Raw genomic sequence first — 22,275 nt, 5'->3', positions numbered from 1 at the left:
GGCGCTCCGTAAGTGGTTATGTACGCGATGCGTATATTAAATCACTCGCCGAAAAGGTGCAATACAACTTCGCGTCTACTCGGCGCGCGCCGATGCTCGAAGACATAAATGCCTTGCCACGTGCCTAAGACCATCCGGCCGGCATCGACGGGAATGGATAACTGGACTTGCGTCAACGCGGTTCGCAGATGCGCGGGCATGTCGTCGGGGCCTTCCGCGTCGTGGACGTAGCGCCCGGGTGCTTCCGGCGCGATGGTCTCGAAGAACTGTTCAAGGTCAGTGCGGACGTCGGGGTCGGCGTTTTCCTGGATCAGTAAGGAAGCGGAAGTGTGCCGCAGGAACACGGTCAGCAGGCCGGTCTGGATGTCCTGGAGAGTGATCCAGCGGTCAATGTCGCGAGTTATTTCGTGCAGTCCGCGCGTGCGCGTGGGCACACTCAGATGATGGAGCGCCTGCTTCATGTCGATATCTCCGGAAGGGGAAGCGCAACGGGGAGCGGTCGCGCGTGCCTGTGAAGTTTATCGACTGGAGCGGGGATCGGGTTTTGGCAGAGGGCGAGCGCGTGGACCGGACGAGCGTAGAGCAGGCTTTGGTTATCGCGCGCTGGCGCCTTGCCGTGCATGCGGTTCAATGGCCGAAGAAGGTCGATTGAGCGGCGTTGTCCGGCGTGGTATGCATAGGCATACCCGATCCTGACGTGCCGTTGGCCGCGGCTCCGTACGACGAAGACGCGATGCCTTGTTGTTCGGCTACGCGTTGCTCGGCGGCCTGGATGTCCTGCGGGTAGTTGACGTCTTCGCCGCCTGGGCTGTAGCCGGCTTTTTCCAGTTGAACGAGTTCGGCTCTGACTTGGGCGCGGGTGACGGGGCCGTTGCTTTGTGCGAAAGCGAAGGCAGGGGCGGCCAGTGCCGACGAGAGAACGAGAGCGGAGATAAGGAATTTGTTCATGATGACCTCAGGGGTAAAGTTAGGATTACGATTTATTTAACTGGCTTGCGAAGATTGATTTAGCGCGATGGATCAGTTCGTTGCGCTGGACGAGTTGCTGGCCGTTGAACTGGCTACTGTGTTGGCGTTGGTCGTCTGGTTCTGAGCCAGGCGTGCTTCTTGTTGTTGTTCGAGTTGGTGCGCGAAGATCGGGTTGACGTCGGGGTAGGACGTGTCGGTGACAAAATCGCGGCCGTCTTGCTGTGCCGCGATCAGTTCCTGGTAGACCTGGGCGCGGGTCTTGGTTTGAGCGAATGCGTGTGCCGAGGCGATAGTGGCGAGAAACAATACTGCGACGCTGAGGGTTTTCATGGTTCGCTCCTGCGAGGTTAAATGTGTGTGTGAATGTGTGCAGCTTGCAATGGAGAGAACCCGCAATGGGTGCGGGATATTCCCGATGAATCTGATTATTTTTATGTTCGGAAGAATCAAAATTTATTTTGGAGCAGGCGGAATAACCCACTAGGGACGGTGTTTACGCGCCTGGGGGATATTTACATCCGGTATGGAATAAACCCCGGCGCTTTGTGTTCGCCCTTGTACAAGCAGCCAACGAACAGCCAGACATAGCCAGATCATGCCCATAACAAAACCCCCAACGGAACCCCGGCTCTCGGAGTCGGACGTGCAGGCATTCGCCGACGGCATGCTGGATCCCCAACGCGCGGCGAGTGTAGAAACGTATTTGAAAAGCCGTCCCGACGAGGCCAAGCGGGTAGCGTTTTACGGGCGCCTGAACTGGCAGATGCAAAACACCTTTCACGAACCCGACAACGAAACGGCGCCCCAAGCGCCCGCGCCCGGTCGGCGCATGTCGAGGCGCAGCCTCCGCGCGGTGCTCATCGCGGCGGTTGTGACGCTGGCAGTCGCCGCTACGGCAATCTTTGCGTTCGACATTTCCGATTCAGCGCTCGACAATGCTTCGATGATGGCGCTTGAACAGGCGGTGGCTGCCCAGGAGACGGCATCGGGAGCGGTGGGGTATGAAAGCTCGGTGGGGGCTTTGGCAAGTGCCCCAGATCTGTCCAGCGTCGGATTCCATCCCGTTGCGCGCCGGACAATGTCTGTGGGGCCATTCGCTTCGGCAACGGAATTTGTTTACCGTAATCGAGGTGGCGAGGCCGCCGTGCTGCTCGTGGCGCCTGGCCTGTTTGCGCAGCCGCAGCCTCAGTGGAAAGCCCATCGCGTAGGCGCTAGCCGCTTGCTTGCATGGACTGCGCGCGGCAAGCGTTATGTGCTCGCGGGCCGTGCGAACACGCGGGGATTGATGTTGGCCGCCGACCTGATGACGGGTAGTTAGGGATTAATCAACTACCGGGAAACTTGCCGGGAAACTGTCAACGGCATAATCACGCACCTTGGCCACAAAATACGCTGACAGCGGGAATATTCGGAATATTCGGCACGACCCGGTGTTAGCCCATCATCAGAGCAACGGTTTATCGAACGTTTGCGTAAGCTTACAAAATGAAGGAAGGCCGATGGGCGTCCGTGACGAGTTAATGGAACATGTGCCGCGATTGCGCCGCTACGCGCGAGCGCTGATCAATAATCGCGATCTCGCCGACGATCTGGTGCAGGACACGCTTGAACGCGCGCTCCGGCACACCGAGAAGTTTCAGACCGGCACCGACCTGCGCGCGTGGCTGTTCACGATCATGCACAACGTGTTCGCGAATCAGGCGCGCCGGGCAGGCGTGAAGGCAGTGCATATTTCAGTCGATGACGAAAATATCTCCGAGCGCGAATTTGCCGTGCCGGGCACGCAAACGCAATCGCTCGAAGTGCGTGATCTCGACTTCGCGTTGCAGCGCTTGCCGCTCGACCAACGCCAGGTCGTGCTGCTCGTAGGGCTGGAAGAAATGAGTTACGCGGATGTGGCGCAGGCGCTGGAAATCCCGATTGGGACCGTCATGTCGCGCCTGTCGCGCGGGCGTGAAAGACTGCGCGCGCTGATGGCCGGCGCGCAACCGGGCGCTAAATTACAGGTGGTGCGATGAGCGACCAACAAACACCCATCAGTGAAGACGAAATTCACGCGTATGTCGACGGATCGCTGGCTGAGCATCGCCGCGAGGAGATCGATCGCCTGCTGGAACGCGATGAAGCACTGGCGACGAAAGTCAGCGATTATTTCTCGCTGAACAGCATGTTCCATGACCGCTATGACCGCGTGTTAAGCGAACCCGTGCCGCAGCGTCTGCTACCGCCGGAACCCAGGCGCTGGCGGGCTGCCGCCAATTGGCCGCAGTTCGCGGGCATGGCGGCTGCGCTCGTGCTGGGCGTCGGGATCGGCGTGGCGGGCATGACAGGGACCGTGGGCCATGACACGTTCATGCCCGGAAACGGCGGGGCATCGGTGCAACGTGCAAGCTACGCCGTCGGCGAGTCGTTCGCACGACAATCGGCTATAGCGCATGTAATGTACGCGCCGGAAGTGATGCGGCCCGTGGAAGTAGGCGCGGATCGCGAGCAGGAATTGGTAAAGTGGATCTCGAACCGGCTAGGTACGGACGTGCGTCCACCCATACTGACCCGCTCGGGCTTCGAGTTGATGGGCGGTCGCCTGTTGCCCGGCGACGACGGCCCCGTGGCGCAGTTCATGTACCACGACGCGAAGGGCGAGCGTATTACGCTGTGCATATCGCATCGCAAGATCAGCTCGGACACGACCGCGTTCAAGCTGTATCAGGATGGATCGGTCAACGTGTTTTATTGGATCGACGGGGATTTCGGTTACGCCGTCTCCGGCGCAATCGACCGGAAGGTGCTGCTTGACCTGTCGCACGACGTCTATTCGCAATTGACCGCAATGGGCGGGGCTAAAGCGCCTTCGGGTGCTTCCGTGTCTACGCAATAAGCTCGGAGCAGTCACGGTGTACAGCAACATCGTGGCTGTTTCGATCAATTGCGCTGGCCCCGGAATAAGCGGTCACGCCAAGTTGTTCACCCCGTTATAGCCCCCTCAATATAGTGAAATAAATCACGCTCGCCCCTTGAAAATTCGTATTCGTAAGGATATCGAATTAATAACAAAAGCGACAAACTGGATCGATCCACATGACGACTGACCCATTCTCACCTCGCCCTCGCAGGCCGCAAACCATCCCGCTATTCAGGCTTGCGGCTATCGGTGCGGTCGTGGCGGCTATCGGCGGCGCCTTTGTGTATGTTGCCGGCTTCGTGACACCGCATCGCCTGACGCCGCAGCGGATTGTCAATACCTTCGAAGCGAATGCCGGCGTTCATCCGGGATTCCGTCGCAATCATGCGAAGGGCGTGTGTGTGTCGGGGTATTTCGAAGGCAACGGCGAGGCGTCGGACATCTCCCGCGCAGACGTGTTCAAGGCCGTGCGAACGCCGGTGGTTGGACGCTTCGCCATTCCGGGTGGCGATCCTTCAGCCCCGGACGCAAGCGTGCCGGTGCGCAGCATGGCGCTGGATTTCAAGTTGCCCGATGGGCAGCAATGGCGCACGGGCATGAACAATACGCCGGTATTTGTTGTCAATACTCCGCAGGCTTTTTACGCTCAACTAGTGGCGTCGAAGCCGGACTCCGTAACGGGCAAACCTGATCCAGCGAAGCTCAAGGCGTTCTTAGCAGCGCACCCCGAGACCGCGCCGTTTCAAAGCTGGGTGAAAAGCCATCCGCCGTCGTCCAGTTTCGGCAATGCGGCTTATTACGGCATCAACGCATTTCGTGCAATCGATGCAAACGGCAAGACTCACTTCGTCCGCTGGTCGATGGTGCCCGAAACGCCGTACGCGCCCGTCTCGGCTGAACAAAAGAGTCAGCATGACTTTCTCGATAACGAACTGCGCGGCAGGCTGGCAAGCGGTCCGTTGCGCTGGCATCTCATCTTGACAGTGGCCAAGCCCGGCGACCCGACCACTGATGCAACCCAGGCGTGGCCCGAAGACCGGCCGCACATCGACGCAGGGACGCTGGTGATAGAGCGCGAGAGTGCGCAAAGCGAAGGCGATTGCCGGGACATCAACTACGATCCGACCATTCTTCCCGACGGCCTCAAGCCCTCCGCCGATCCGCTACTGGCAGCGCGTTCTTCCGCCTATGCGGTCTCCTACAATCGCCGCACGTATGAAGAAGCGCAAGGTCTGGCGTCCACTCAACAACCGGCACGGGGTCAAGAATGAGCGTTGATCGAAAGCATTTCAGTCCGCCAGCCCGATTTTTGCACTGGTTCATGGCGCCGCTCGTCATCGCGATGTTGTTCATCGGCGTGGGGATGGTGGCCACACTATCTTCGTGGCATCAGACGCTGCTTGCCATTCACAAGCCGCTGGGGATCGCAATTCTTGTGCTGGTGAGCGTGCGTTTCATTGTGCGGCTGACACATCGAACGCCTCGTCTGCCCGACGACATGCCGCGCTGGCAGCAGCTGATCGCGCATCTGTCGCACTGGGTTTTCTACGCGCTGTTGTTCGCCATGCCACTGGTCGGCTGGTCGATGTTGTCGGCCGGCGGTTTTCCGATCCACCTGTTCGGACCGGTGAACCTGCCGCCTATCGTCCCGCAGGACGTGCGCCTTTATGCGTTGCTTCGATCAGCCCATACGGTGCTCGCCTTGCTGCTGTTCGCGACCTTCCTCGCGCATCTCGGCGCGGCCTTGTTCCATGGCCTGATTAGACGCGACGGCGTGTTTTCGAGCATGGCAAAGGGCCGCGACTAGGCGGCCAGCTTGTCATGCTGCGCCGGTCGTTTTATCCCGCCTGTTCGACCGGCGTCACGTCCAGTTCCAGCTTTTGCGTGCCGCGCAGGACTGTAACCTTCACCGCCCGGTCGATACGCGATGCATCCAGCGAGCGCTGCAAGCTATCCACGCTATCTACCGCTAATGTGTCGATAGTCACGATCCGGTCATCGGTACGCAAGCCGCCGAGCGCGGCCGGACTGCCTTTGACGACTTCCATCACATGCACACCGCTCGCCGACGGCAATTCGAAATACCGCTGCACCCGGCGCGAGATGGGCATGGTTGTGCCGGCCACGCCAATGTAGGCTCGCCGCACACGCCCGTATGCGAAGATCTGCATGATGACCCACTTGGCGGTATCGATCGCGGTCGCGAACGAGATCGATTGAGCGCCGGCAATGATCGCCGTATTCACGCCGATCACCTGACCCGCCGAGTTGATCAGCGGGCCGCCCGAGTTGCCGGGATTGAGCGCGGCGTCGGTCTGGATCACGTCGTAGATCATGCGTCCGGAGTTCGCCCGCAAGGACCGTCCGAGGGCCGAGACCACACCTGTTGTGACCGTCTGCACGAGGCCGAGAGGGTTGCCCACGGCGATCGCGATCTGCCCGACTCGCAACTTGCCGGACTCACCCAGTTCGACATGCGGTAACGCCTCGGCTGAGCCAATGCGCAGCACCGCGAGGTCGCTGTCCGGATCATCGCCGACCAGATCGGCGTCGAACGTGGCGCCGTCTGCGAGCGTTACGCGGATATGCGTCGCCCCGTGCACGACGTGGCTATTTGTCAGCAGATAACCGTCGGGCGTAAAGATGAATCCCGAGCCCGAGCCTCCCTGCGCGCCGCGGCCGTTTTTGTCGCCAGGCAAACGCCGGTCGACTGAAATAAACGCGACCGCCTGCTGCACGCGTTCGAGCGCGCTGATCACGGTCTGCGAGTAAGCGTCCAGCAGGGCTTCGTCGCCGAGCGGGCTTGCGAGGGCGGCGCCCGCGGGGCCGCGTGAGAGATCATCGATGAATTGGGGACGGCTTCCCATGATCGTGCTCCGGATAAATGGATCATGAGATGCGGGATTCTTGCGGGTATTTCAAGCCCGGCGCATGTGGCCAGGGACATGCAGCCCGGGCTGCGCTCCCGGCTCAGCATTTCCGCTGCAATCGATATCACGATTGATCGTTTAGTGCTGGACGCGCGCGTTGTTAGCATGGTCGGCTGCCTAATCTGCCTGCGATGCCCCCATGAAAATCTTCACCCGTCTGGTCGCGTGCGTTGCGCTGGCCGTGACTGCCCTGAGCGCGGCGAGCGCCATGGCGCAAACGCCTTCGGGCGACCCTGTCAAACTGCGTATCGGCTTTCAAAAATCGTCCACGCTGATCGCGATCCTGAAGGCGCGCGGCACGCTGGAACGCGCCGTGGCGCCGCTCAACGTACGTATTGAATGGGGTGAATTCGCGAGCGGACTGCCGCTCACCGAAGCGCTGAACGCGGGCGCGGTGGACTTCAGCGCAGACGTGGCGGACACCGTCCCCGTCTTCGCGCAAGCGGCTAACGCCAACTTCGTCTACGTCGCTCAGGAAACGCCGTCACCCTCGGCGCAAGCCGTGATCGTGCATCGCGACGCAGCCATCTACAAGCTCGCCGACCTGAAGGGCAAGCGCATTGCGGTGACCAAGGCGGCCGGCAGTCACTACCTGCTGCTCGCCGCGCTGGCTCGCGCCAAGCTCGCGCCGGCCGATGTCAAGATCAGCTACCTCGCACCCGCTGACGCGCGCGCGGCATTCGAGCGCAACGACGTCGACGCGTGGTTCGCGTGGGACCCTTACGTCGCTTCCGTCGAACAAGATCCGGGCGCGCGCATTCTGATCCGCGGGGATGGCCTTGCGTCGTATCAGCGGTATTACCTCGCGTCCACGCCGTTTGCACAGGCGCACCCGCAGATCATTGATATCGTGTTCAGGCAACTGGTTGAAGCGGGCGTCTGGACCAAGGCGCATCCGCAAGAAGCGGCGAAGATCCTGGCGCCGGTGTGGGGTCTCGATCAGGCAACGGTGGAGCGCGCGAATACTCGGCGCACGTATGCTGTGCGTGCGGTTGTGGCCAAGAACTTCAGTGAGCAGCAGGCGATTGCCGACACCTTCTATCAGGCGAAGCTGCTGCCCAAGCCCGTCGATACCGCCAGCGCGCTCGTCTGGGACTTCGCTGCGCATAGAGCCGTCACGGCGAATGTGGCGACGGCATCGCTAACTGCCACGCAGCCATAGTGACTCGATGACCTCCCGAAAGTCCTCACCTTCACCGGGTCGCAGACGTCTGCTTGGCAGTCTGGCTGCCGGCGGGTTTGCCGCGTCACAGGCTGGCGCTGCCGAGTTGCTGAAACCGCTTGAGATCGCATCCTGGTCCAAGACGCCCGGTGCACCCATCCTGGAACATCCCTACGGCCTGCCGTCGCGGTATGAGGCGGACGTGATGCGCCGCGCCGCCAAGGCCTGGCCCTTGCCCGGCGCGGCGTCTTCCATGACACCGCTCGCCGACCTGCATGGTTCGATCACGCCGAACGGTCTCGTCTATGAGCGTCATCATGCAGGTGTTCCGGATATCGACCCGGCGCTGCATCGTTTGGCCATTCACGGATTAGTACGGAATCCAAAGCTTTTTACGATGGACGATATCTTGCGATTACCGTCGGAGTCGCGGATTCATTTCATCGAGTGTTCGGGGAATACCGGTAACGAATGGAACGGGCCGAGTGGCATGCCGGTGCAACTCACGCACGGCCTGCTGTCGTGTTGCGAATGGACCGGCGTGCGCTTGTCCACGTTGCTGGAGGAGGTTGGCGGTATCACCGGCGGGTCGGGTTGGGTGCTGGCCGAAGGCGCCGATGCCGCCGCGATGACGCGCAGCCTGCCGTTGCAGCGCATTGTTGATCGGGCGCTCGTGGCTTACGCGCAAAACGGTGAACGCTTGCGTCCCGAGAACGGGTATCCGTTGCGGCTGATCGTGCCGGGCTTCGAGGGCAATACGCACGTCAAGTGGTTGCGTCGCCTGAAGGTGGTCAATGCCCCTTTGCAGACGCGCGAGGAAACCTCGAAGTACACGAATCTCCTCGCCGACGGCACCGCGCGCCAGTTCGTGTTCGAGATGGACGCGAAGTCAGTGATCACGAAGCCGTCGCCGGGACATCGGCTGACGACGCACGGGTTTTATCCGATTTCCGGACTGGCATGGTCGGGACGCGGGACCATCCGTCAGGTGGACGTCTCGACGGACGGCGGCGCGAACTGGCGAGCGGCGCGGCTGCAAACGCCCGTGCGTGACCGTGCGCTAACGCGTTTCGAGGCTGACTGGAACTGGACTGGTGAACCGGCAAGCATCCTGTCGCGCGCCACCGATTCAACCGGCTACGTCCAACCCACGCGCGAAGCGCTGGTCGCCGCGCGCGGTCTCAACTCGCAGTATCACTACAACGGGATCCAGCAATGGCGTATTGATGCAGCAGGCGAGGTGCGCAATGCGTAAGGCGCTGCTGCTCACGCTGCTCTGCACAACGCCCGCGTGCTTCGCGGCGCACGACCTTGGCACGCCGCTGACCGCGGACGAGATCGCTGCATGGAATATTGATGTGGCGCCGGACGGCCACGGTCTTCCTGCGGGTAGCGGCGACGTAACAACGGGCGCGCATGTGTTCGCAGAGAAGTGCGCGGCCTGTCACGGTGCGTTGGGTCAGGGTTTGATCGGTGATGCACTGGTGGGCGGCCGGGGCACGCTGGCGAGCGCAAAACCTAAACGCACGGTTGGCAGTTACTGGCCATACGCCACCACGCTGTTCGACTATATCCGCCGCGCGATGCCATACAACGCACCCGAGTCCTTGTCGGCCGACGAAGTCTATGCGCTCAGCGCGTACCTGTTGAATCAAAACGGCATCGTGCCGCCCGATACACGGCTTGATGCGCAGTCATTGCAAAAAGTAAGAATGCCGAACCGGGATGGTTTTGTACCGGACCCACGTCCCGGCCGACTCTGAATATTCAGGAGCAAAGCATGTCCAGCCATGACCGAACAAAAGACGAAACGCAGCCGCAACCGGCCGTACCTTCACGCCGTCAGGCGTTGCTCAAGATAGCCGCGCTAAGCGCCGGCGCCACCAGCGTGCTGACCGGCGGCGCCGGAGCCCTACTCACGAGCCAGGTAGCGCGCGCCGCAGAGCCGGGAAAAATCTTTCGCATCGGTTATCAGAAGTACGGCAATTTTGTCGTTCTGAAGGCGCGCGGAACGCTCGAAAAACGGCTCGCGGCGCAAGGCGTCACTGTGCAATGGCTCGAATTTCCAGCCGGACCGCAACTCCTGGAGGGGCTCAATGCAGGTGCGGTCGATGCCGGCACGGTAGGTGAAACGCCGCCGATCTTTGCACAGGCCGCGGGGGTGGACTTTGTGTATGTCGGCAACGAACCACCTGCGCCGCAAGGCGAAGCGATTGTCGTGCCGCACGACTCGGCTATCCGTAAGGTAGAAGATCTGCGCGGCAAGAAAGTGGCGTTGAACAAGGGCTCGAATGTCCACTACCTGTTGGTGGAAGCGCTGAAGAAAGCCGGGCTTTCGTATGCAGATATTCAGCCGGTCTACCTCGCTCCCGCCGACGCGCGCGCGGCGTTCGTGCAGGGCAGTATCGACGCTTGGGTCATCTGGGACCCGTATCTCGCGGCCGTCGAACGTCAGGCGAACGCACGGGTAATCGTGGACGGCACCGGGCTGGTGCGCAACACGCAGTACTACCTTGCAACACGTAAGTTCGCGACCGCTCAACCGCAGCTCGTGCATGCGTTGCTGGAGGAACTGGACCACGTCGATCAATGGGGCCGCGACAACGTGCCCGATGTCGCGAAGCTGCTGTCGCCGCTAGTCGGACTGGATCAGCCGACGCTTGAACGTGCGTTGAAACGGACCGCCTATGGCGTGCAGGCGATCACGCCGGAGACCCTCGCGTACCAGCAGCAGATTGCCGATACCTTCACGGACCTGAAGCTGATTCCGAAAAAGCTGGCGGTGACCGATGCGCGCTGGAGCGTCGCTTAGGCCGAACTCGTTTAGGCCAAACCTTGCGCTCCTGCATCGCTAGAGACGCATAAGCAGAATTGGCGAGAACCTTAGCTTAAATAAATCGTTCATGCCCCAAGTGCGCATCGCTAAGATGAATCATCTGAACGGGACGGGTGACTCGTTTCGCACGAACATGGGCCGCGTTTTTGTTCGTTGCGTCTGCGCTCGCTTTCCCACTCGACACTTGAACTTAGACCCAATATAGACCCGTAAGGCAGGAGCCCCCGATGAATGTTTTCTGGTTCATTCCGACCCACGGCGACAGCCGTTATCTCGGCACCACGCAAGGCGCGCGCGCCGCGGATTACGACTACTTCCGTCAAATCGCGGTGGCGGCCGATACGCTCGGCTACGAAGGCGTGCTGCTGCCAACGGGCCGTTCTTGCGAAGACGCATGGGTGGTTGCATCCAGCCTGATTCCCGCCACGAAGCGCCTCAAGTTTCTCGTCGCAATCCGTCCCGGCCTGACTTCACCCGCATTGTCCGCACGCATGGCGTCGACCTTCGATCGCCTCTCCGGCGGCCGCTTGCTGATCAACGTGGTGACGGGCGGCGACCCGGTCGAACTCGCCGGCGACGGCGTGTTCAATGACCACAACACGCGCTATGAAGTCACGGACGAATTCCTGCAAATCTGGCGCGGTCTGCTCGAGTCGTCGCATGAAGGCGGCACGATCGATTTCGACGGCAAGCACCTGAGCTCGAAGGGCGGCAAGGTGCTCTATCCGCCGGTGCAGAAGGCGCATCCGCCGCTGTGGTTCGGCGGCTCGTCGCCGGCTGCGCACGAGATCGCGGCTGATCATATCGATACCTATCTGACCTGGGGCGAACCGCCCGCCGAAGTTGAAAAGAAGCTCGCCGATATCCGTCGCCGAGCAGCCGATAAAGGCCGCAAAATCAAGTTCGGTATTCGCCTGCATGTGATCGTGCGCGAGACCGAACAAGAAGCATGGGCCGACGCGGACAAGCTCATCAGCAAGCTCGATGATGAAACCATTCAGCGCGCGCAGGCATCGTTTGCAAAGATGGATTCGGAAGGCCAGCGGCGCATGGCGGCGTTGCACGGCGGTCAGCGCGACAAGCTCGAGGTCTATCCGCATTTGTGGGCGGGTGTAGGTCTCGTGCGTGGCGGCGCGGGCACGGCGCTGGTGGGTAATCCGGAGCAGGTCGCGGGCTTGATGAAGGAGTACGCGGCGCTTGGCATTGACACCTTCATCCTGTCGGGTTATCCGCATCTCGAAGAGTCGTACCGGTTCGCCGAGCTCGTCTTTCCGCTGCTGCCACGTGAACAGAAAGAGCGCACATCGGGTCCGCTGTCGGGGCCGTTCGGTGAAATCGTCGGCACGTCGTACCTGCCGCGTGCATCGCAAAGTTGAACCCGGAGGTCCGATGAACGTGGTTCCGTTTTTTCGTCGCGCCGGCGTACAGGCTGCGCCCTGGCTCGTGCCCATCCTGATCCTGATCGCATGGGAACTGGCCGCGCGCACGGGCGGTTTGTCGTCGCGTGTGTTGCCCGAACCGCTTGCCGTTGTCAAAGCTGCGTGGGAGCTGATCCAGTCGGGCGACATGTGGGCGAACGTGAAGGTCAGCGCATGGCGCGCTCTGACGGGCTTCGCTATCGGCGGCAGCATTGGCTTCGTGCTTGGGCTGGGAACAGGGCTCTTCAAGCCGGCTGAGATCGCGCTCGACTCGACGGTGCAGATGATCCGCAACATTCCCGCGCTCGCGATGATTCCGCTGGTGATCCTGTGGTTCGGTATTGGCGAGGAAGCGAAGCTGTTCCTGGTCGCACTGGGCGTGTTTTTCCCCGTCTATACGAACACGTATCACGGTATTCGTTCCGTCGATGCCGACCTGATCGAGATGGCCCGCAGCTATGGACTCTCGGGCTTCGCGTTGTATCGCGACGTGATCCTGCCGGGGGCATTGCCTTCCATTCTGGTGGGCGTGCGGTTCGCGTTCGGGCTGATGTGGGTGATGCTGATCGTAGCCGAGACCATCTCGGCGCAATCGGGAATCGGCTATATGACGATGAACGCCCGCGAGTTCCTGCAGACCGATGTGGTGGTGGTCGGCATCCTGCTTTATGCGCTGCTCGGCAAGCTTGCCGACATGCTCGCCAAGTCGATCGAGCGCGCAACGCTACGCTGGCATCCTGCGTATCAGAAGGGAGCAAAAACGTGACATCAAGCTACGCATCGTATGCATCGGGCAACGCCGTGCTGGAAGGCAACGAACCGGAAGTTGCTGCGCGCGAACGCGCGCCGGCGGCAGTTGCACCTCGACCCCAATCCGCCGACATGGCCGTCGCGCTGCAAGGCGTCGACAAGCATTTCGGCGAACGCAAGGTGTTATCGAACTTTGATTTCGCCATTGAGCGCGGCAGTTTTGTATCAATAGTCGGACGCAGTGGCTGCGGCAAGTCCACGTTGCTGCGCCTGATCGCGGGCCTTGAAAAAGCGACCAGTGGCGTGGTCCAACGCAATGCGGCCGCAGGTGCAAGCGCCCTGGAGACACGGATCATGTTCCAGGATGCGCGCTTGCTGCCATGGAAAAGCGTGCTGCAAAACGTCATGCTTGGGCTGCCGCGTTCGTCTCGTGAAGACGCTCGCGCGACGCTGGCTGAAGTGGGCCTGAGCGAGCGCGAGGGCGATTGGCCCGCGCAATTGTCGGGCGGTCAGCGGCAACGGGTAGCGCTTGCACGCGCGCTCGTGCATCGCCCGGACCTGCTGTTGCTGGATGAACCGCTGGGCGCGCTTGATGCGTTGACGCGCATTGAAATGCACGCGCTGATTGAGCGTCTGTGGCGCGAGCATCGCTTCACTGCGCTGCTCGTTACGCACGATGTGCAGGAAGCGGTCGCGCTAGGCGAGCGGATTGTGTTGATCGAAACGGGGAAAATTTCCTTCGATGCCGCCATCACTTTGCAGCGCCCCCGTTTGCGTACGGCGGAAGGGTTCGCCGAGCTGGAGGAACAGGTGTTGTCGCGCGTTCTCAGGAACGGTGCACAGCCGGGGTAATCATGGTTTAGCGATTCGATTCACTCATTGCCGCTGTCGACCGGCCCCGGCACTATTCAATTTCTACGGAGCATCACCATGGGCATCACGGCAATCAATGTACGCAACCAGTTCAAAGGGCACATCAAGGAGATCATTCGCGGGTCGGTGGTGTCGGAAGTCGATGTGGAAACGCCTTACGGCATTGTCACGTCGGTGATCACCACGCGTTCGATCGATGAGTTGGAACTGAAGGTCGGGAGCGAAGTGATTGCGTTCGTGAAGTCGACTGAAGTGTCGATTGCACGTCTTTGAATCTGCCCTGAAGGGCGGCATTACGCGGTGACCGCCCCCAGACCTTCAAGCAATTCACCCCGCAGACCGGCGAGCAAGAGATCACGGCGATCGCGTGGCCGCTCGGCGCTCACCTCGATCTCACGTACGATCTTTCCCGCACCGGATTTACCCGACGGTGTCATCAGCAGCACGCGGTCCGAAAGATAAAGCGCTTCGTCCAGATCGTGCGTGACCAGAAGTGCTGCCGTGCCATGCGAGCGCACGAGCGATAACAACAGATCCTGCAAACGCATCCGCGTCATTGCATCGACCGCGCTGAAGGGCTCGTCAAGCAGCAGCAGGTCAGGCTCCGAAATCAGGCCCCTCGCGATTGCCACCCGCTGCGCCATGCCGCCGGACAACTGCTTGGGAAGGTAAGCGCGCGCCTCTGCAAGACCCACTTCAGCCAGCAACCCACCCACACGCGGATCGTGTCCACGACGCGGGCCGGCCGGAAACGCGACATTGTCCGCCACGCTCAGCCAGGGCAATAAACGCGGCTCCTGAAAGATCACGCCTATTCTGCTTGACGGTCCGTGTTGCGGTTTTCCATCGATCAGGATCTCGCCATTGAAGTCACGATCGAGACCCGCGAGTATCCGCAGCAGCGTGCTCTTGCCACAACCGCTTGGACCTACAAGACTTACTATCTCGCCACGCCGGATCGAGAGCGTCAGGCGTTCGAGTATGGTGCGCGTATCGTAGTGTTTGTCTGCTACGCGCAGGTCGAGAAGAGGAGCGCTCATCGGCTGTTTCCGGTGCTGGTATCGCGCCATGAAAGCACGCGGGTTTCGATCGCCTTGAGCACGCTGTCGCTTAGTTTTCCAAGCAATGCGAGTAGCAGGATCGCGCCGAATACGAGGTCCGGTCGTCCTGTCTCGCGGCCATCGCTTAGCAGATAGCCCAGGCCACGTGTGGCTGCGATCAGCTCGGCGGCGACCATGAACATCCATGCAAGGCTAAGACCGGTACGTAGGCCGGTGAAGATGTGTGGCAGCGATGCCGGCAGTAGAATGCGCGTAAATAGCGCCTGCTGACTTAGCCGATTTACCTCGCCCAGTTCGATCAGCTCGCGGTCCACGCCGCGAATGCCGGCGACCACGCTCAGGTGCACCGGAAAGAACGCGCCGATAGCAATCAGCGTAATCTTGGGCGCTTCATCAATACCCATCCACAGCAGAAGAACGGGTACCCATGCCAGCGATGGAATGGCTCTTAGCGCCTGAAAACTTGGATCGAGCAGCGCGTCTATTTTTCGGCTTAGCCCCATCGCCGCACCAAAAATGATAGCCACGAACCCGCCAATGGCGAAGCCGGCAAACACGCGCAAACTGCTCACGCCGATATGTCGCGCGAGCCGCTCACCACCGAGTTGCCAGAGTGTTTCGGCGATCGTGCTGGGTGCTGGAACCAGATGTTCGGGAACTACATGCGTTCTCACCAAAACTTCCATGAGCCCGAGAAACGCGAAGGGCAGCAGCAGCCCGGCAATGCGCCATGGTTGCAGCGGAGATCGTGCCGTTTTCCTCCCGGACGTTAGTTGTCCAGGCAGCGCGAGTGATTCATCGGAAGACATCACCTCGGCCCTTAGCGCGGGCCGATTCATTTGGCGTTAGCCGATGCTATGACGGGCTGCGCGAGCTTGACATCAATCAGCGCGTCGATCACCTGATTCAGATCGGTGCCCGGCTTGACGAGCTGTTCCTGCGTAAGAATAGGCGCGGCCGCCTTCAACGCATCGATTTGTTCAGCACCCAGTTGCGGGTGGCTGAAGTCATTGCGGCTCAGTTGCAGCTTTGCCACTGGCAACGACAACTTCGACTCCTCGGCAATGATCTTCGCGGTTTCGTCGGGATGCGCAGCAATCCATACGCGTGCCTGTTCGTACACTTTAAGTACGTGCGCGAGGGTCTCCGGATGTTCCTTGATGAAGTCCTCGCGGGCATTCAGGAACCCGTAGGTGTTGAATGCAACGTTACGATAAAGCAGCCGTGCGCCGTCATCGATCTGCGCTGCGGCCATGTGCGGATCAAGACCGGCCCACGCATCGACTTGCCCATTGGCGAGCGCTGTGCGCCCATCGGGATGTTGCAGGTTGACCAGTTCCACATCGTCGCGCGTCAGGCCGATCGTATGCAGCGCACGCAACGTAAAGAGGTAAGGGTCTGTGCCTTTGGTCGCGGCAATTTTCTTACCCTTAAGATCTGCCAGAGTCTTGATCGGCGAATCTTTGGCGACGACCAGCGCGGTCCATTCGGGCCGCGAGAAAATATAGACTGCGCGGATAGGATTGCCGTTAGCACGCCCGAGCAGGGCGGCAAGGCCGGCCGTCGAGCCAATATCGATCGCGCCGCTGTTCAGGTATTCGAGCGCTCGGTTGCTGCCGAGGCTCAGCACCCACTTGACCTGTGTGTGGTCAGGCGCAAGCTCTTTTTCCAGCCAGCCCTGGCGCTTGATGACCAGGCTTTCGGGCGAGTAGTACGCGTAGTCGAGCCTCACCTCGGCGGGCGGTGCGGCGTGCGCGGCGGCCGGCACCCATGCTGCCGCCAAGATGGCGAGCGAGGTAATGAAACGAGAGATTAGCGTGCCCGTGGCGAGTTTCATCGATTGATCCTGGTGGTCTGTGATGCAATTTTTTAGTGACCGGTCAATGTAATGAAAGCCGCCGCCGGGGCGAACCAATAAAAGCTCACAACCTAAGTACGTCAGGAGCTAATGGCTGGTTCGCCGCGCGGTGGGGTGTCTTGCTCAGTCCCGCTTAGAACGCTGGAATGATCGAGCCCTTGAACTGGGTATCGATGAAATTCTTTACGTCCGGCGACTCATACGCGGCGACCAGTTTCTTGACCCAGGGTGCGTTGCGATCCTGGGCGCGAACCGCGATCAGGTTGGCATAAGGACCCTTCAGGTCTTCAATGGCAATGGCGTCTTTCGTAGGCGACAGGCCGGCTTTCACGGCGTAGTCCGTATTGATCGATGCGGCAGCGAGATCATCCAGTGAACGCGGCAATTGCGCCGAGTCGAGTTCAACCAGCTTGATGCCTTTCGGGTTTTCGACCACGTCGAGTGGCGTTGCGTTCACGCCATCTTTGCCCACGCCGGCCTTCAACTTGATGATGCCGTTTTTCTGCAGCAGCAAGAGCGCGCGATTGCCGTTCGACGGATCGTTCTGGATACCGACTTTCGCCCCTTGCGGCAAGTCCTTTAACGACTTGAACTTCTTCGAGTAGAAGCCCATTGGCGCAACGTAGGTCAGGCCCACGTTGACGATCTTGTAGCCGCGTTGCTTGATCTGGCTGTCGAGGAAGGGCTGGTGCTGGAAGCCGTTCGCATCGAGGTCGCCGGCATCGAGGGCGGCATTGGGCTGGATGTAATCGTTGAATTCGATCACCTTGATCTTGAGGCCTTCGCGCGCGGCGACCTTGGACACTTCGGTCCAGATCTGCGCGTCGGGGCCGCTCATGGTGCCGATTTTCAGCGGGGCGTCTTCCGCATGGGCGACGCCGAAGACAGCGCCGAGTGCGGCGAAGGCGAGACTTGCAAGAATAGTTCTACGATGCATGTTGAAACTCTTTCTGGTTGGCAGGCGCGAATCCTCTCACGACCTGCGCGCTAACCTAACCATTCTGTTTTCATGTGTTTATGCCAATTTGAAAGCTTAGCTAAGATCCGGTGCATGCGTGACATGCACCGGTCAGCGATCGCACGATCCGCTTCATTCCTTCCAGAAAACCAGTGCCCGCAATTCGATGCTTCTGCGCGGTGCGGCGCCGTCCGGCGTGGTCGGATCTTCAAAGGCTGTGTGTGCGGTCAGACGTGCAGTGCCGTCGTCGCGGGAGTCGTAGATCTTGAGCAGCAGCGCTTCATCGGGCCTTAGCTTCGGGAAGTAATACCAGCGATGCGCCGGGTTATGCGTGAAAGAAAACGTCTCGCCAACTTTATCCTTGTACACAAGATCGCTTGGTACCAGATCGTTTGCCGCAATCGAGCGTGCGTCGCAGAGTGCAAGGGGTAGCTGCTCCACGACGTCGAGCGGCCGCCATAGATTGATGATCGCATAGCGATGCTTGAGGCGTTGCGCGGCTTCATCGGCAGGCAGGTGATCTCGCACGCGACGCGGCCCGGAGACGAACGTCTGGTCGTTGTGCACACGCCTCACGGGTTCACGCAACGACGAGGTTGTACGCGAGCCGTTCAAGCTGTCGCGCAGGGTGTGATCGAATACCACAACCTTCTCCGCGCCGGTCGCCTTGAGCAGGACCTGTGCGGATTCGTCGTAGTAGAGGGAGCGGATCGCGGCATCGTCGCTGAAGTCGCTCAGCGCGCTTGTATGTTCGATGCGTTCGAAGCCGCTTTTATCCAGCGACAACTCTCCCGCGGCGGCAAGCGGACGCGCGTCGCGGATGGTCACGCGGCGGGGTTCGAGTGCGCCGGAGGTCCAGGGAACGCCGGGCGGCGGCTCGAACGTGTAGCTCACCGGCCGGCCTTCGCCAGCACGCAGATAGTTCAGTTCAGCTTCTACCGCCTGCAACGTTTCAGCCTGCGGACGTTCTTCGAATACGGTGCTCATGGTCATTCCTCGGCCTGGGGTTAGGCTTTCAAAGTCAGGCTTTCGAAGCTATACCCGCATGACCCGAAGCTGAACGAATAAAATTCCATAAGGTTATTCGGTAGGCGTAGCGATAACCCTACTTGCTCGCGAAGTATTCAGGCAGACGGAAGCCGTCGTAGAAGTGATTGCTCAGGATGACCTGCTGAAAAGCGGGCGATTGATAAGCACCGACAATGTCCTGCGTACTACGCGATCCCTTGTTCGCAGCCCTGACCACAACCTGGTTGATATAGGGCGGCGTCATTTGTTCGAGGGCGAGCGCGTCGGTGAGTTTGTAGCCGCTGAAGATCGCGAAGTTGCCCTGGATGGCGGCGAAATCGACGTGCGGCTCGACACCGGCCTTGAATTCATCGGCATAAGGTCCGGGCACGAAGCCGATGCGCAGTTCGTTTGCACCGGCGGCCCGGGCGCTGAATGGAGCGAGCGCAGCGCACAGCGCCAACGCAAGGAGGAAGGGGTGTTCCGACATGAGGGGATAAATGGAAGAAGTAAATGACTGCAGGCGCGCCAGCAAGGAACGCATGACAGTGAAACCAAAGCGAACCGCGCGCAACGTCTTAACGCGCGGCTCGTTGTTCAGAACGTTTCCTTGAACGGACGCAAATCAAGTTCCTGTGTCCATGCGCTTCTATGCTGACGATGCAACTGCCAATAACTTTCTGCTATGGCGCTTGCTTGCAGCAAGCCATCGTCGCCGGCAAGCTGCACGCGCTGCGGTGCGGATTGCCGCAAACGCTCGCCGTCGATACCGCCATCAATCACGATATGCGCGACATGTATGCCTTCGGACCCGAATTCACGGGCGAGTGTCTGGCTTAGTGAACGCAGCGCCGCCTTTGATGCAGCAAAAGCGGCGAAAGGTGGTTTGCCACGTAACGCAGCCGTGGCGCCTGTGAACAGCAGCGTGCCGCGCCCCGTTGAACTGGTGGCATTCAAGCCGTTGTTCAGGATCCGGCGTAGCGCTGCCTGAGCAAACAGGAAACCGCCGAGCACGCCGGTGCGCCAGGCCTGCTCGAAGTTCTCTGCAGTCAGTTCAAGCGTGGGCGCACGGCTTGCACCGCCCGCGTTGAAGATGGCCGCCGATAGCGGACCGAGTTCACGCACGCGGTTGGCCAGCTCGCCGACGGTTGCTTCATTCGAGATATCGCCGGGTAAGGCGTGGGCCAGGCCGCCCGCGGCGCGAATCTCCGCAGCGATGCTTTCCACACGTTCGGCCGTGCGCCCCGTCAGGGCGACCGTGAAGCCGCCCTCCGAGAAGCGCCGGGCGACTGCTGCGCCGAGTCCCGCGCTGGCGCCGACCCCGGCGATCCACGCAACCGGTGGTTGTTCATGCGGGAGACTGGAAGGTGACTGGATAGTTGAGTTCATGGCGGTGACGTTAGACCGGCTCCTGGCGATTGGGAAGGAAGAAAACGCGATAACGTTATTCGACGCTGCGAGACTGATTCTAGTCCTGAGCGATCTTTTGCGTCCGGCGTGGTTTGCATATGCGGATCGATTGGTTGAGGCCGCTGCGGGGCGGTCGTAATGTGCATATCGAAACGTCGAGGTCCGTTTTTTCATGCCTGATCTTCGACCTCAGAGACCCGAACCTCCCCCCTATCAAACTGGCGATTCCCCTTTCAGGAGACACGCAATGAACGCAGCCGTCGCAACCAATACCGAGTCCGTCCAGGTCACGCCGCTGTCGGCATTCATAGGAGCCGAAATCAGGGGTGTCGATCTATCGCAGCCACTCGACACCCATCAGGTCGCGCAGATTCGCGCGGCGTTGTTGAAGTGGCGCGTGATCTTCTTTCGCGAGCAGTTCCTCACGCATGCGCAGCACGTAGCGTTCTCTGCGCAGTTCGGCGAGCTCACGTTGGGGCATCCAGTGTTCGGGCACGTTGAAGGGCACCCCGAGATCTATTCCATTTCCAAGTACCGCAAGGCAACGCGTTTCGAAGGGCAGGCGCTGTTGCGCCCGTGGACCGGCTGGCATACCGATGTAACCGCCGCGGTTAACCCGCCCTTTGCATCAATCCTGCGTGGCGTGACCATCCCGCCTTATGGCGGCGACACGCAATGGACAAGCCTCGTTGCCGCATATGAAAAGCTCTCCGCGCCCCTGCGTGATTTTGTCGATGGCTTGCGCGGCGTGCATAAATTCACAGCGCCCGCCGGAGCCAACGCTACTAGCGCATTTGAGCAGGCCGTGCAGCAACGCGCGCTGGTCACTGAACATCCGCTGGTGCGCGTGCACCCTGAAACCGGCGAGCGGGCGCTATATGTCAGCCCGAGTTTTCTGAAGCATATTGTGGGCGTGACGCCGCGTGAAAGTCAGGCGATCCTCGAACTGTTGTGGGAACACGTGACGCGTCCGGAGTTCACGGTGCGCTTCAAATGGGAACCGGGCAGCATCGCGTTCTGGGACAACCGGTCGACGGCGCACCTCGCGCCATCGGATATCTTCGAACTGGAATTCGACCGGCAACTGTATCGGACAACGCTGGTGGGCGACGTGCCGGTGGGGCCGGACGGACGCGCTTCGGTCGCGCTGGAAGGGTCGCCGGTCAATGCGGCAGCGGCCGTGGCGTTGAACTGAGACTGGTTGATGAAATACCGCCCTCCGTGAACGGGGGGCGGAAAAGACGTCAGGCGCGCGGCAACCGCCGATTATCGATCCACATGCGAGCCCAGCGCGCGGCATAGGCAATGGCTAGATCGGATTCGAAGAAGTAGTCGAGGGCGTCGAATACATAAGCGCGCTTTTGCAGCGACGCTTCATCCTGGATCACGAGATTGGCGGCGAACAATCCGCTGGGCAGCGCTTGTGCCGCGGGAGCGACTTCATAACCCTTGTAATGCATGCTTGTTTTACCTCCGGTACGCAATGCAGTGGAATGCATGTCCCCAGATTAACCAGCCTCGCAGAACAAGTGAAACAAGCATTTGGCGAAAGCAAACCCATCGTTGCCAGGGATTAGAAAGAAGAAAATGTTGCGAAGCATGTGCTCGTGAGGGAGCGCTTCTGATCAGGCAGCCACGTCTTGCGGCACGCTGAAGTCCGCCAGTATTTCATCGCGCAAACGCACGAACGCGGCATCGCTACGATTGCGTGGCCGTTGCAGGTCCACCGTCACCACCTTGCCAATCCGTCCCGGCCGCGCCTGCATGACCACCACGCGGTCCGCGAGGAACACGGCTTCATCAACGTCGTGGGTGACCAGGATCATCGTGATCCGCTCGTGCTCCCAAATACGTCGTAGCTCGTTTTGCAGACGGCTGCGCGTGAGCGCGTCGAGTGCGCCGAACGGTTCGTCGAGCAGCAGCAACTTTGGCCGGTTCACAAGTCCGCGGGCAATAGCCACGCGTTGTGCCATGCCGCCCGAAAGCTGATGCGGATGATGCTTTTCATAGCCCTTTAACCCGACCAGCGCGATATGCTCGGCAACCGCACGTCGGTTCTCTTCCTTGCTGCGCCCTGAGTTTTTTAGCGCCACCGCAATGTTCTGCTCCACGTTGAGCCACGGAAACAGCCGGTGATCCT

27 protein-coding genes are annotated in these 22,275 nt (G+C 60.5%); 14 read left to right on the top strand and 13 right to left on the bottom strand.

The window, feature by feature from the left end; all coding sequences use genetic code 11:
• Window positions 1-41: 41 nt before the first annotated feature.
• The 3 genes from JWR14_RS04930 to JWR14_RS04920 all read right to left on the bottom strand — a co-directional run bounded on the left by JWR14_RS04930 (window position 42) and on the right by JWR14_RS04920 (window position 1,299).
• Window positions 42-461: a secondary thiamine-phosphate synthase enzyme YjbQ gene (locus tag JWR14_RS04930; protein WP_299702306.1), complete on the bottom strand. Its 420-nt coding sequence runs from the start codon at window positions 459-461 to the stop codon at window positions 42-44.
• Between the two features lie 166 nt (window positions 462-627).
• Complete coding sequence (locus JWR14_RS04925) at window positions 628-948, bottom strand: DUF4148 domain-containing protein (RefSeq protein WP_299702303.1); 321 nt, start codon at window positions 946-948, stop codon at window positions 628-630.
• A 72-nt stretch (window positions 949-1,020) separates the two neighbouring features.
• Window positions 1,021-1,299: a DUF4148 domain-containing protein gene (locus JWR14_RS04920; RefSeq protein WP_299702300.1), complete on the bottom strand. Its 279-nt coding sequence runs from the start codon at window positions 1,297-1,299 to the stop codon at window positions 1,021-1,023.
• A 313-nt stretch (window positions 1,300-1,612) separates the two neighbouring features.
• Between JWR14_RS04920 and JWR14_RS04915 the strand changes: the two genes are divergently transcribed.
• The 5 genes from JWR14_RS04915 to JWR14_RS04895 all read left to right on the top strand — a co-directional run bounded on the left by JWR14_RS04915 (window position 1,613) and on the right by JWR14_RS04895 (window position 5,678).
• Window positions 1,613-2,287 (top strand): transcriptional regulator, encoded by a 675-nt coding sequence (locus JWR14_RS04915; protein WP_299702297.1) that lies wholly within the window; start codon window positions 1,613-1,615, stop codon window positions 2,285-2,287.
• Window positions 2,288-2,468: 181 nt separating this feature from the next.
• Entirely contained in the window at window positions 2,469-2,987 is a 519-nt protein-coding gene (locus JWR14_RS04910; RefSeq protein WP_277042106.1) for an RNA polymerase sigma factor, read from the top strand.
• Entirely contained in the window at window positions 2,984-3,847 is an 864-nt protein-coding gene (locus tag JWR14_RS04905) for an anti-sigma factor (RefSeq protein WP_299702288.1), read from the top strand. Before JWR14_RS04910 ends, JWR14_RS04905 begins: the two co-directional genes overlap by 4 nt.
• Window positions 3,848-4,047: 200 nt before the next feature.
• Complete coding sequence (locus tag JWR14_RS04900) at window positions 4,048-5,142, top strand: catalase family peroxidase (RefSeq protein WP_299702285.1); 1,095 nt, start codon at window positions 4,048-4,050, stop codon at window positions 5,140-5,142.
• Entirely contained in the window at window positions 5,139-5,678 is a 540-nt protein-coding gene (locus JWR14_RS04895; protein ID WP_299702282.1) for a cytochrome b, read from the top strand. The genes JWR14_RS04900 and JWR14_RS04895 overlap by 4 nt, the downstream gene beginning before the upstream one ends.
• Before the next feature lie 31 nt (window positions 5,679-5,709).
• Here JWR14_RS04895 and JWR14_RS04890 read toward each other — a convergent pair whose 3' ends face one another.
• Window positions 5,710-6,738 carry a trypsin-like peptidase domain-containing protein gene (locus tag JWR14_RS04890; protein ID WP_299702279.1) on the bottom strand — a complete coding sequence of 343 codons (1,029 nt, stop codon included), beginning with the start codon at window positions 6,736-6,738 and terminating at the stop codon, window positions 5,710-5,712.
• Between the two features lie 271 nt (window positions 6,739-7,009).
• Here JWR14_RS04890 and JWR14_RS04885 point away from each other — a divergent pair, with 271 nt between their 5' ends.
• From JWR14_RS04885 to JWR14_RS04850, 8 genes are all read left to right on the top strand, one after another.
• The gene (locus JWR14_RS04885) at window positions 7,010-7,963 is read left to right on the top strand and encodes an aliphatic sulfonate ABC transporter substrate-binding protein (RefSeq protein WP_299702336.1); all 954 of its coding nucleotides are present in this window, start codon (window positions 7,010-7,012) and stop codon (window positions 7,961-7,963) included.
• 7 nt (window positions 7,964-7,970) lie between these two features.
• Entirely contained in the window at window positions 7,971-9,218 is a 1,248-nt protein-coding gene (gene soxC / locus JWR14_RS04880; RefSeq protein WP_299702276.1) for a sulfite dehydrogenase, read from the top strand.
• Window positions 9,211-9,726 carry a cytochrome c gene (locus JWR14_RS04875; RefSeq protein WP_299702273.1) on the top strand — a complete coding sequence of 172 codons (516 nt, stop codon included), beginning with the start codon at window positions 9,211-9,213 and terminating at the stop codon, window positions 9,724-9,726. Before soxC ends, JWR14_RS04875 begins: the two co-directional genes overlap by 8 nt.
• 17 nt (window positions 9,727-9,743) lie before the next feature.
• On the top strand, window positions 9,744-10,775 hold the full coding sequence (locus tag JWR14_RS04870) for a sulfonate ABC transporter substrate-binding protein (protein ID WP_299702270.1): 1,032 nt from the start codon (window positions 9,744-9,746) through the stop codon (window positions 10,773-10,775).
• 251 nt (window positions 10,776-11,026) lie between these two features.
• Window positions 11,027-12,175 (top strand): FMNH2-dependent alkanesulfonate monooxygenase, encoded by a 1,149-nt coding sequence (ssuD, locus tag JWR14_RS04865; protein WP_299702267.1) that lies wholly within the window; start codon window positions 11,027-11,029, stop codon window positions 12,173-12,175.
• 13 nt (window positions 12,176-12,188) lie between these two features.
• Window positions 12,189-12,983: an aliphatic sulfonate ABC transporter permease SsuC gene (gene ssuC, locus JWR14_RS04860; protein WP_299702264.1), complete on the top strand. Its 795-nt coding sequence runs from the start codon at window positions 12,189-12,191 to the stop codon at window positions 12,981-12,983.
• Window positions 12,980-13,819 (top strand): ATP-binding cassette domain-containing protein, encoded by an 840-nt coding sequence (locus tag JWR14_RS04855; protein WP_299702261.1) that lies wholly within the window; start codon window positions 12,980-12,982, stop codon window positions 13,817-13,819. Before ssuC ends, JWR14_RS04855 begins: the two co-directional genes overlap by 4 nt.
• A 78-nt stretch (window positions 13,820-13,897) precedes the next feature.
• Window positions 13,898-14,113, top strand: coding sequence for a molybdopterin-binding protein (locus tag JWR14_RS04850; RefSeq protein ID WP_031357267.1), 216 nt, complete (start codon window positions 13,898-13,900; stop codon window positions 14,111-14,113).
• Window positions 14,114-14,133: 20 nt separating this feature from the next.
• Here JWR14_RS04850 and JWR14_RS04845 read toward each other — a convergent pair whose 3' ends face one another.
• The 7 genes from JWR14_RS04845 to JWR14_RS04815 form a co-directional block, all read right to left on the bottom strand.
• Window positions 14,134-14,880, bottom strand: a complete 747-nt coding sequence (locus JWR14_RS04845; protein WP_299702250.1) for an ABC transporter ATP-binding protein — start codon at window positions 14,878-14,880, stop codon at window positions 14,134-14,136.
• A complete protein-coding gene (locus JWR14_RS04840) occupies window positions 14,877-15,710 on the bottom strand; it encodes an ABC transporter permease (RefSeq protein ID WP_299702334.1) in 834 nt (277 codons plus the stop codon). The genes JWR14_RS04845 and JWR14_RS04840 overlap by 4 nt, the downstream gene beginning before the upstream one ends.
• A 26-nt stretch (window positions 15,711-15,736) precedes the next feature.
• A complete protein-coding gene (locus tag JWR14_RS04835; RefSeq protein WP_299702247.1) occupies window positions 15,737-16,738 on the bottom strand; it encodes an aliphatic sulfonate ABC transporter substrate-binding protein in 1,002 nt (333 codons plus the stop codon).
• Window positions 16,739-16,892: 154 nt separating this feature from the next.
• A complete protein-coding gene (locus JWR14_RS04830) occupies window positions 16,893-17,696 on the bottom strand; it encodes a MetQ/NlpA family ABC transporter substrate-binding protein (protein WP_299702244.1) in 804 nt (267 codons plus the stop codon).
• Window positions 17,697-17,849: 153 nt separating this feature from the next.
• A complete protein-coding gene (locus JWR14_RS04825) occupies window positions 17,850-18,704 on the bottom strand; it encodes a CmcJ/NvfI family oxidoreductase (protein WP_299702241.1) in 855 nt (284 codons plus the stop codon).
• A 118-nt stretch (window positions 18,705-18,822) separates the two neighbouring features.
• Complete coding sequence (locus JWR14_RS04820; protein ID WP_299702238.1) at window positions 18,823-19,215, bottom strand: MetQ/NlpA family ABC transporter substrate-binding protein; 393 nt, start codon at window positions 19,213-19,215, stop codon at window positions 18,823-18,825.
• A gap of 107 nt (window positions 19,216-19,322) precedes the next feature.
• Window positions 19,323-20,114, bottom strand: a complete 792-nt coding sequence (locus JWR14_RS04815) for an SDR family NAD(P)-dependent oxidoreductase (RefSeq protein ID WP_299702235.1) — start codon at window positions 20,112-20,114, stop codon at window positions 19,323-19,325.
• A 268-nt stretch (window positions 20,115-20,382) separates the two neighbouring features.
• Here JWR14_RS04815 and JWR14_RS04810 point away from each other — a divergent pair, with 268 nt between their 5' ends.
• Window positions 20,383-21,330: a TauD/TfdA family dioxygenase gene (locus JWR14_RS04810; RefSeq protein WP_299702232.1), complete on the top strand. Its 948-nt coding sequence runs from the start codon at window positions 20,383-20,385 to the stop codon at window positions 21,328-21,330.
• A gap of 49 nt (window positions 21,331-21,379) precedes the next feature.
• Here JWR14_RS04810 and JWR14_RS04805 read toward each other — a convergent pair whose 3' ends face one another.
• Both JWR14_RS04805 and JWR14_RS04800 read right to left on the bottom strand, forming a co-directional pair.
• The gene (locus tag JWR14_RS04805) at window positions 21,380-21,595 is read right to left on the bottom strand and encodes a hypothetical protein (RefSeq protein ID WP_031357276.1); all 216 of its coding nucleotides are present in this window, start codon (window positions 21,593-21,595) and stop codon (window positions 21,380-21,382) included.
• Between the two features lie 165 nt (window positions 21,596-21,760).
• A partial coding sequence (locus JWR14_RS04800) for an ABC transporter ATP-binding protein (RefSeq protein ID WP_299702215.1) occupies window positions 21,761-22,275 on the bottom strand: 515 nt, incomplete at its 5' end.

Source organism: Caballeronia sp. (assembly GCF_028292365.1).
Lineage (GTDB): Bacteria > Pseudomonadota > Gammaproteobacteria > Burkholderiales > Burkholderiaceae > Caballeronia.
The sequence above is the reverse complement of the archived record's forward strand: the minus strand, read 5'-3'. Positions and strand labels throughout refer to the sequence as shown.

Coding starts and splice junctions, on each gene's coding strand:
- JWR14_RS04930 (WP_299702306.1), bottom strand. CDS start 461: ATGAAGCAGGCGCTCCATCATCTGAGTGTGCCCACGCGCACGCGCGGA.
- JWR14_RS04925 (WP_299702303.1), bottom strand. CDS start 948: ATGAACAAATTCCTTATCTCCGCTCTCGTTCTCTCGTCGGCACTGGCC.
- JWR14_RS04920 (WP_299702300.1), bottom strand. CDS start 1,299: ATGAAAACCCTCAGCGTCGCAGTATTGTTTCTCGCCACTATCGCCTCG.
- JWR14_RS04910 (WP_277042106.1), top strand. CDS start 2,469: ATGGGCGTCCGTGACGAGTTAATGGAACATGTGCCGCGATTGCGCCGC.
- JWR14_RS04905 (WP_299702288.1), top strand. CDS start 2,984: ATGAGCGACCAACAAACACCCATCAGTGAAGACGAAATTCACGCGTAT.
- JWR14_RS04900 (WP_299702285.1), top strand. CDS start 4,048: ATGACGACTGACCCATTCTCACCTCGCCCTCGCAGGCCGCAAACCATC.
- JWR14_RS04895 (WP_299702282.1), top strand. CDS start 5,139: ATGAGCGTTGATCGAAAGCATTTCAGTCCGCCAGCCCGATTTTTGCAC.
- JWR14_RS04890 (WP_299702279.1), bottom strand. CDS start 6,738: ATGGGAAGCCGTCCCCAATTCATCGATGATCTCTCACGCGGCCCCGCG.
- JWR14_RS04885 (WP_299702336.1), top strand. CDS start 7,010: ATGGCGCAAACGCCTTCGGGCGACCCTGTCAAACTGCGTATCGGCTTT.
- soxC (WP_299702276.1), top strand. CDS start 7,971: ATGACCTCCCGAAAGTCCTCACCTTCACCGGGTCGCAGACGTCTGCTT.
- JWR14_RS04875 (WP_299702273.1), top strand. CDS start 9,211: ATGCGTAAGGCGCTGCTGCTCACGCTGCTCTGCACAACGCCCGCGTGC.
- JWR14_RS04870 (WP_299702270.1), top strand. CDS start 9,744: ATGTCCAGCCATGACCGAACAAAAGACGAAACGCAGCCGCAACCGGCC.
- ssuD (WP_299702267.1), top strand. CDS start 11,027: ATGAATGTTTTCTGGTTCATTCCGACCCACGGCGACAGCCGTTATCTC.
- ssuC (WP_299702264.1), top strand. CDS start 12,189: ATGAACGTGGTTCCGTTTTTTCGTCGCGCCGGCGTACAGGCTGCGCCC.
- JWR14_RS04850 (WP_031357267.1), top strand. CDS start 13,898: ATGGGCATCACGGCAATCAATGTACGCAACCAGTTCAAAGGGCACATC.
- JWR14_RS04845 (WP_299702250.1), bottom strand. CDS start 14,880: ATGAGCGCTCCTCTTCTCGACCTGCGCGTAGCAGACAAACACTACGAT.
- JWR14_RS04840 (WP_299702334.1), bottom strand. CDS start 15,710: ATGTCTTCCGATGAATCACTCGCGCTGCCTGGACAACTAACGTCCGGG.
- JWR14_RS04835 (WP_299702247.1), bottom strand. CDS start 16,738: ATGAAACTCGCCACGGGCACGCTAATCTCTCGTTTCATTACCTCGCTC.
- JWR14_RS04830 (WP_299702244.1), bottom strand. CDS start 17,696: ATGCATCGTAGAACTATTCTTGCAAGTCTCGCCTTCGCCGCACTCGGC.
- JWR14_RS04825 (WP_299702241.1), bottom strand. CDS start 18,704: ATGAGCACCGTATTCGAAGAACGTCCGCAGGCTGAAACGTTGCAGGCG.
- JWR14_RS04820 (WP_299702238.1), bottom strand. CDS start 19,215: ATGTCGGAACACCCCTTCCTCCTTGCGTTGGCGCTGTGCGCTGCGCTC.
- JWR14_RS04815 (WP_299702235.1), bottom strand. CDS start 20,114: ATGAACTCAACTATCCAGTCACCTTCCAGTCTCCCGCATGAACAACCA.
- JWR14_RS04810 (WP_299702232.1), top strand. CDS start 20,383: ATGAACGCAGCCGTCGCAACCAATACCGAGTCCGTCCAGGTCACGCCG.
- JWR14_RS04805 (WP_031357276.1), bottom strand. CDS start 21,595: ATGCATTACAAGGGTTATGAAGTCGCTCCCGCGGCACAAGCGCTGCCC.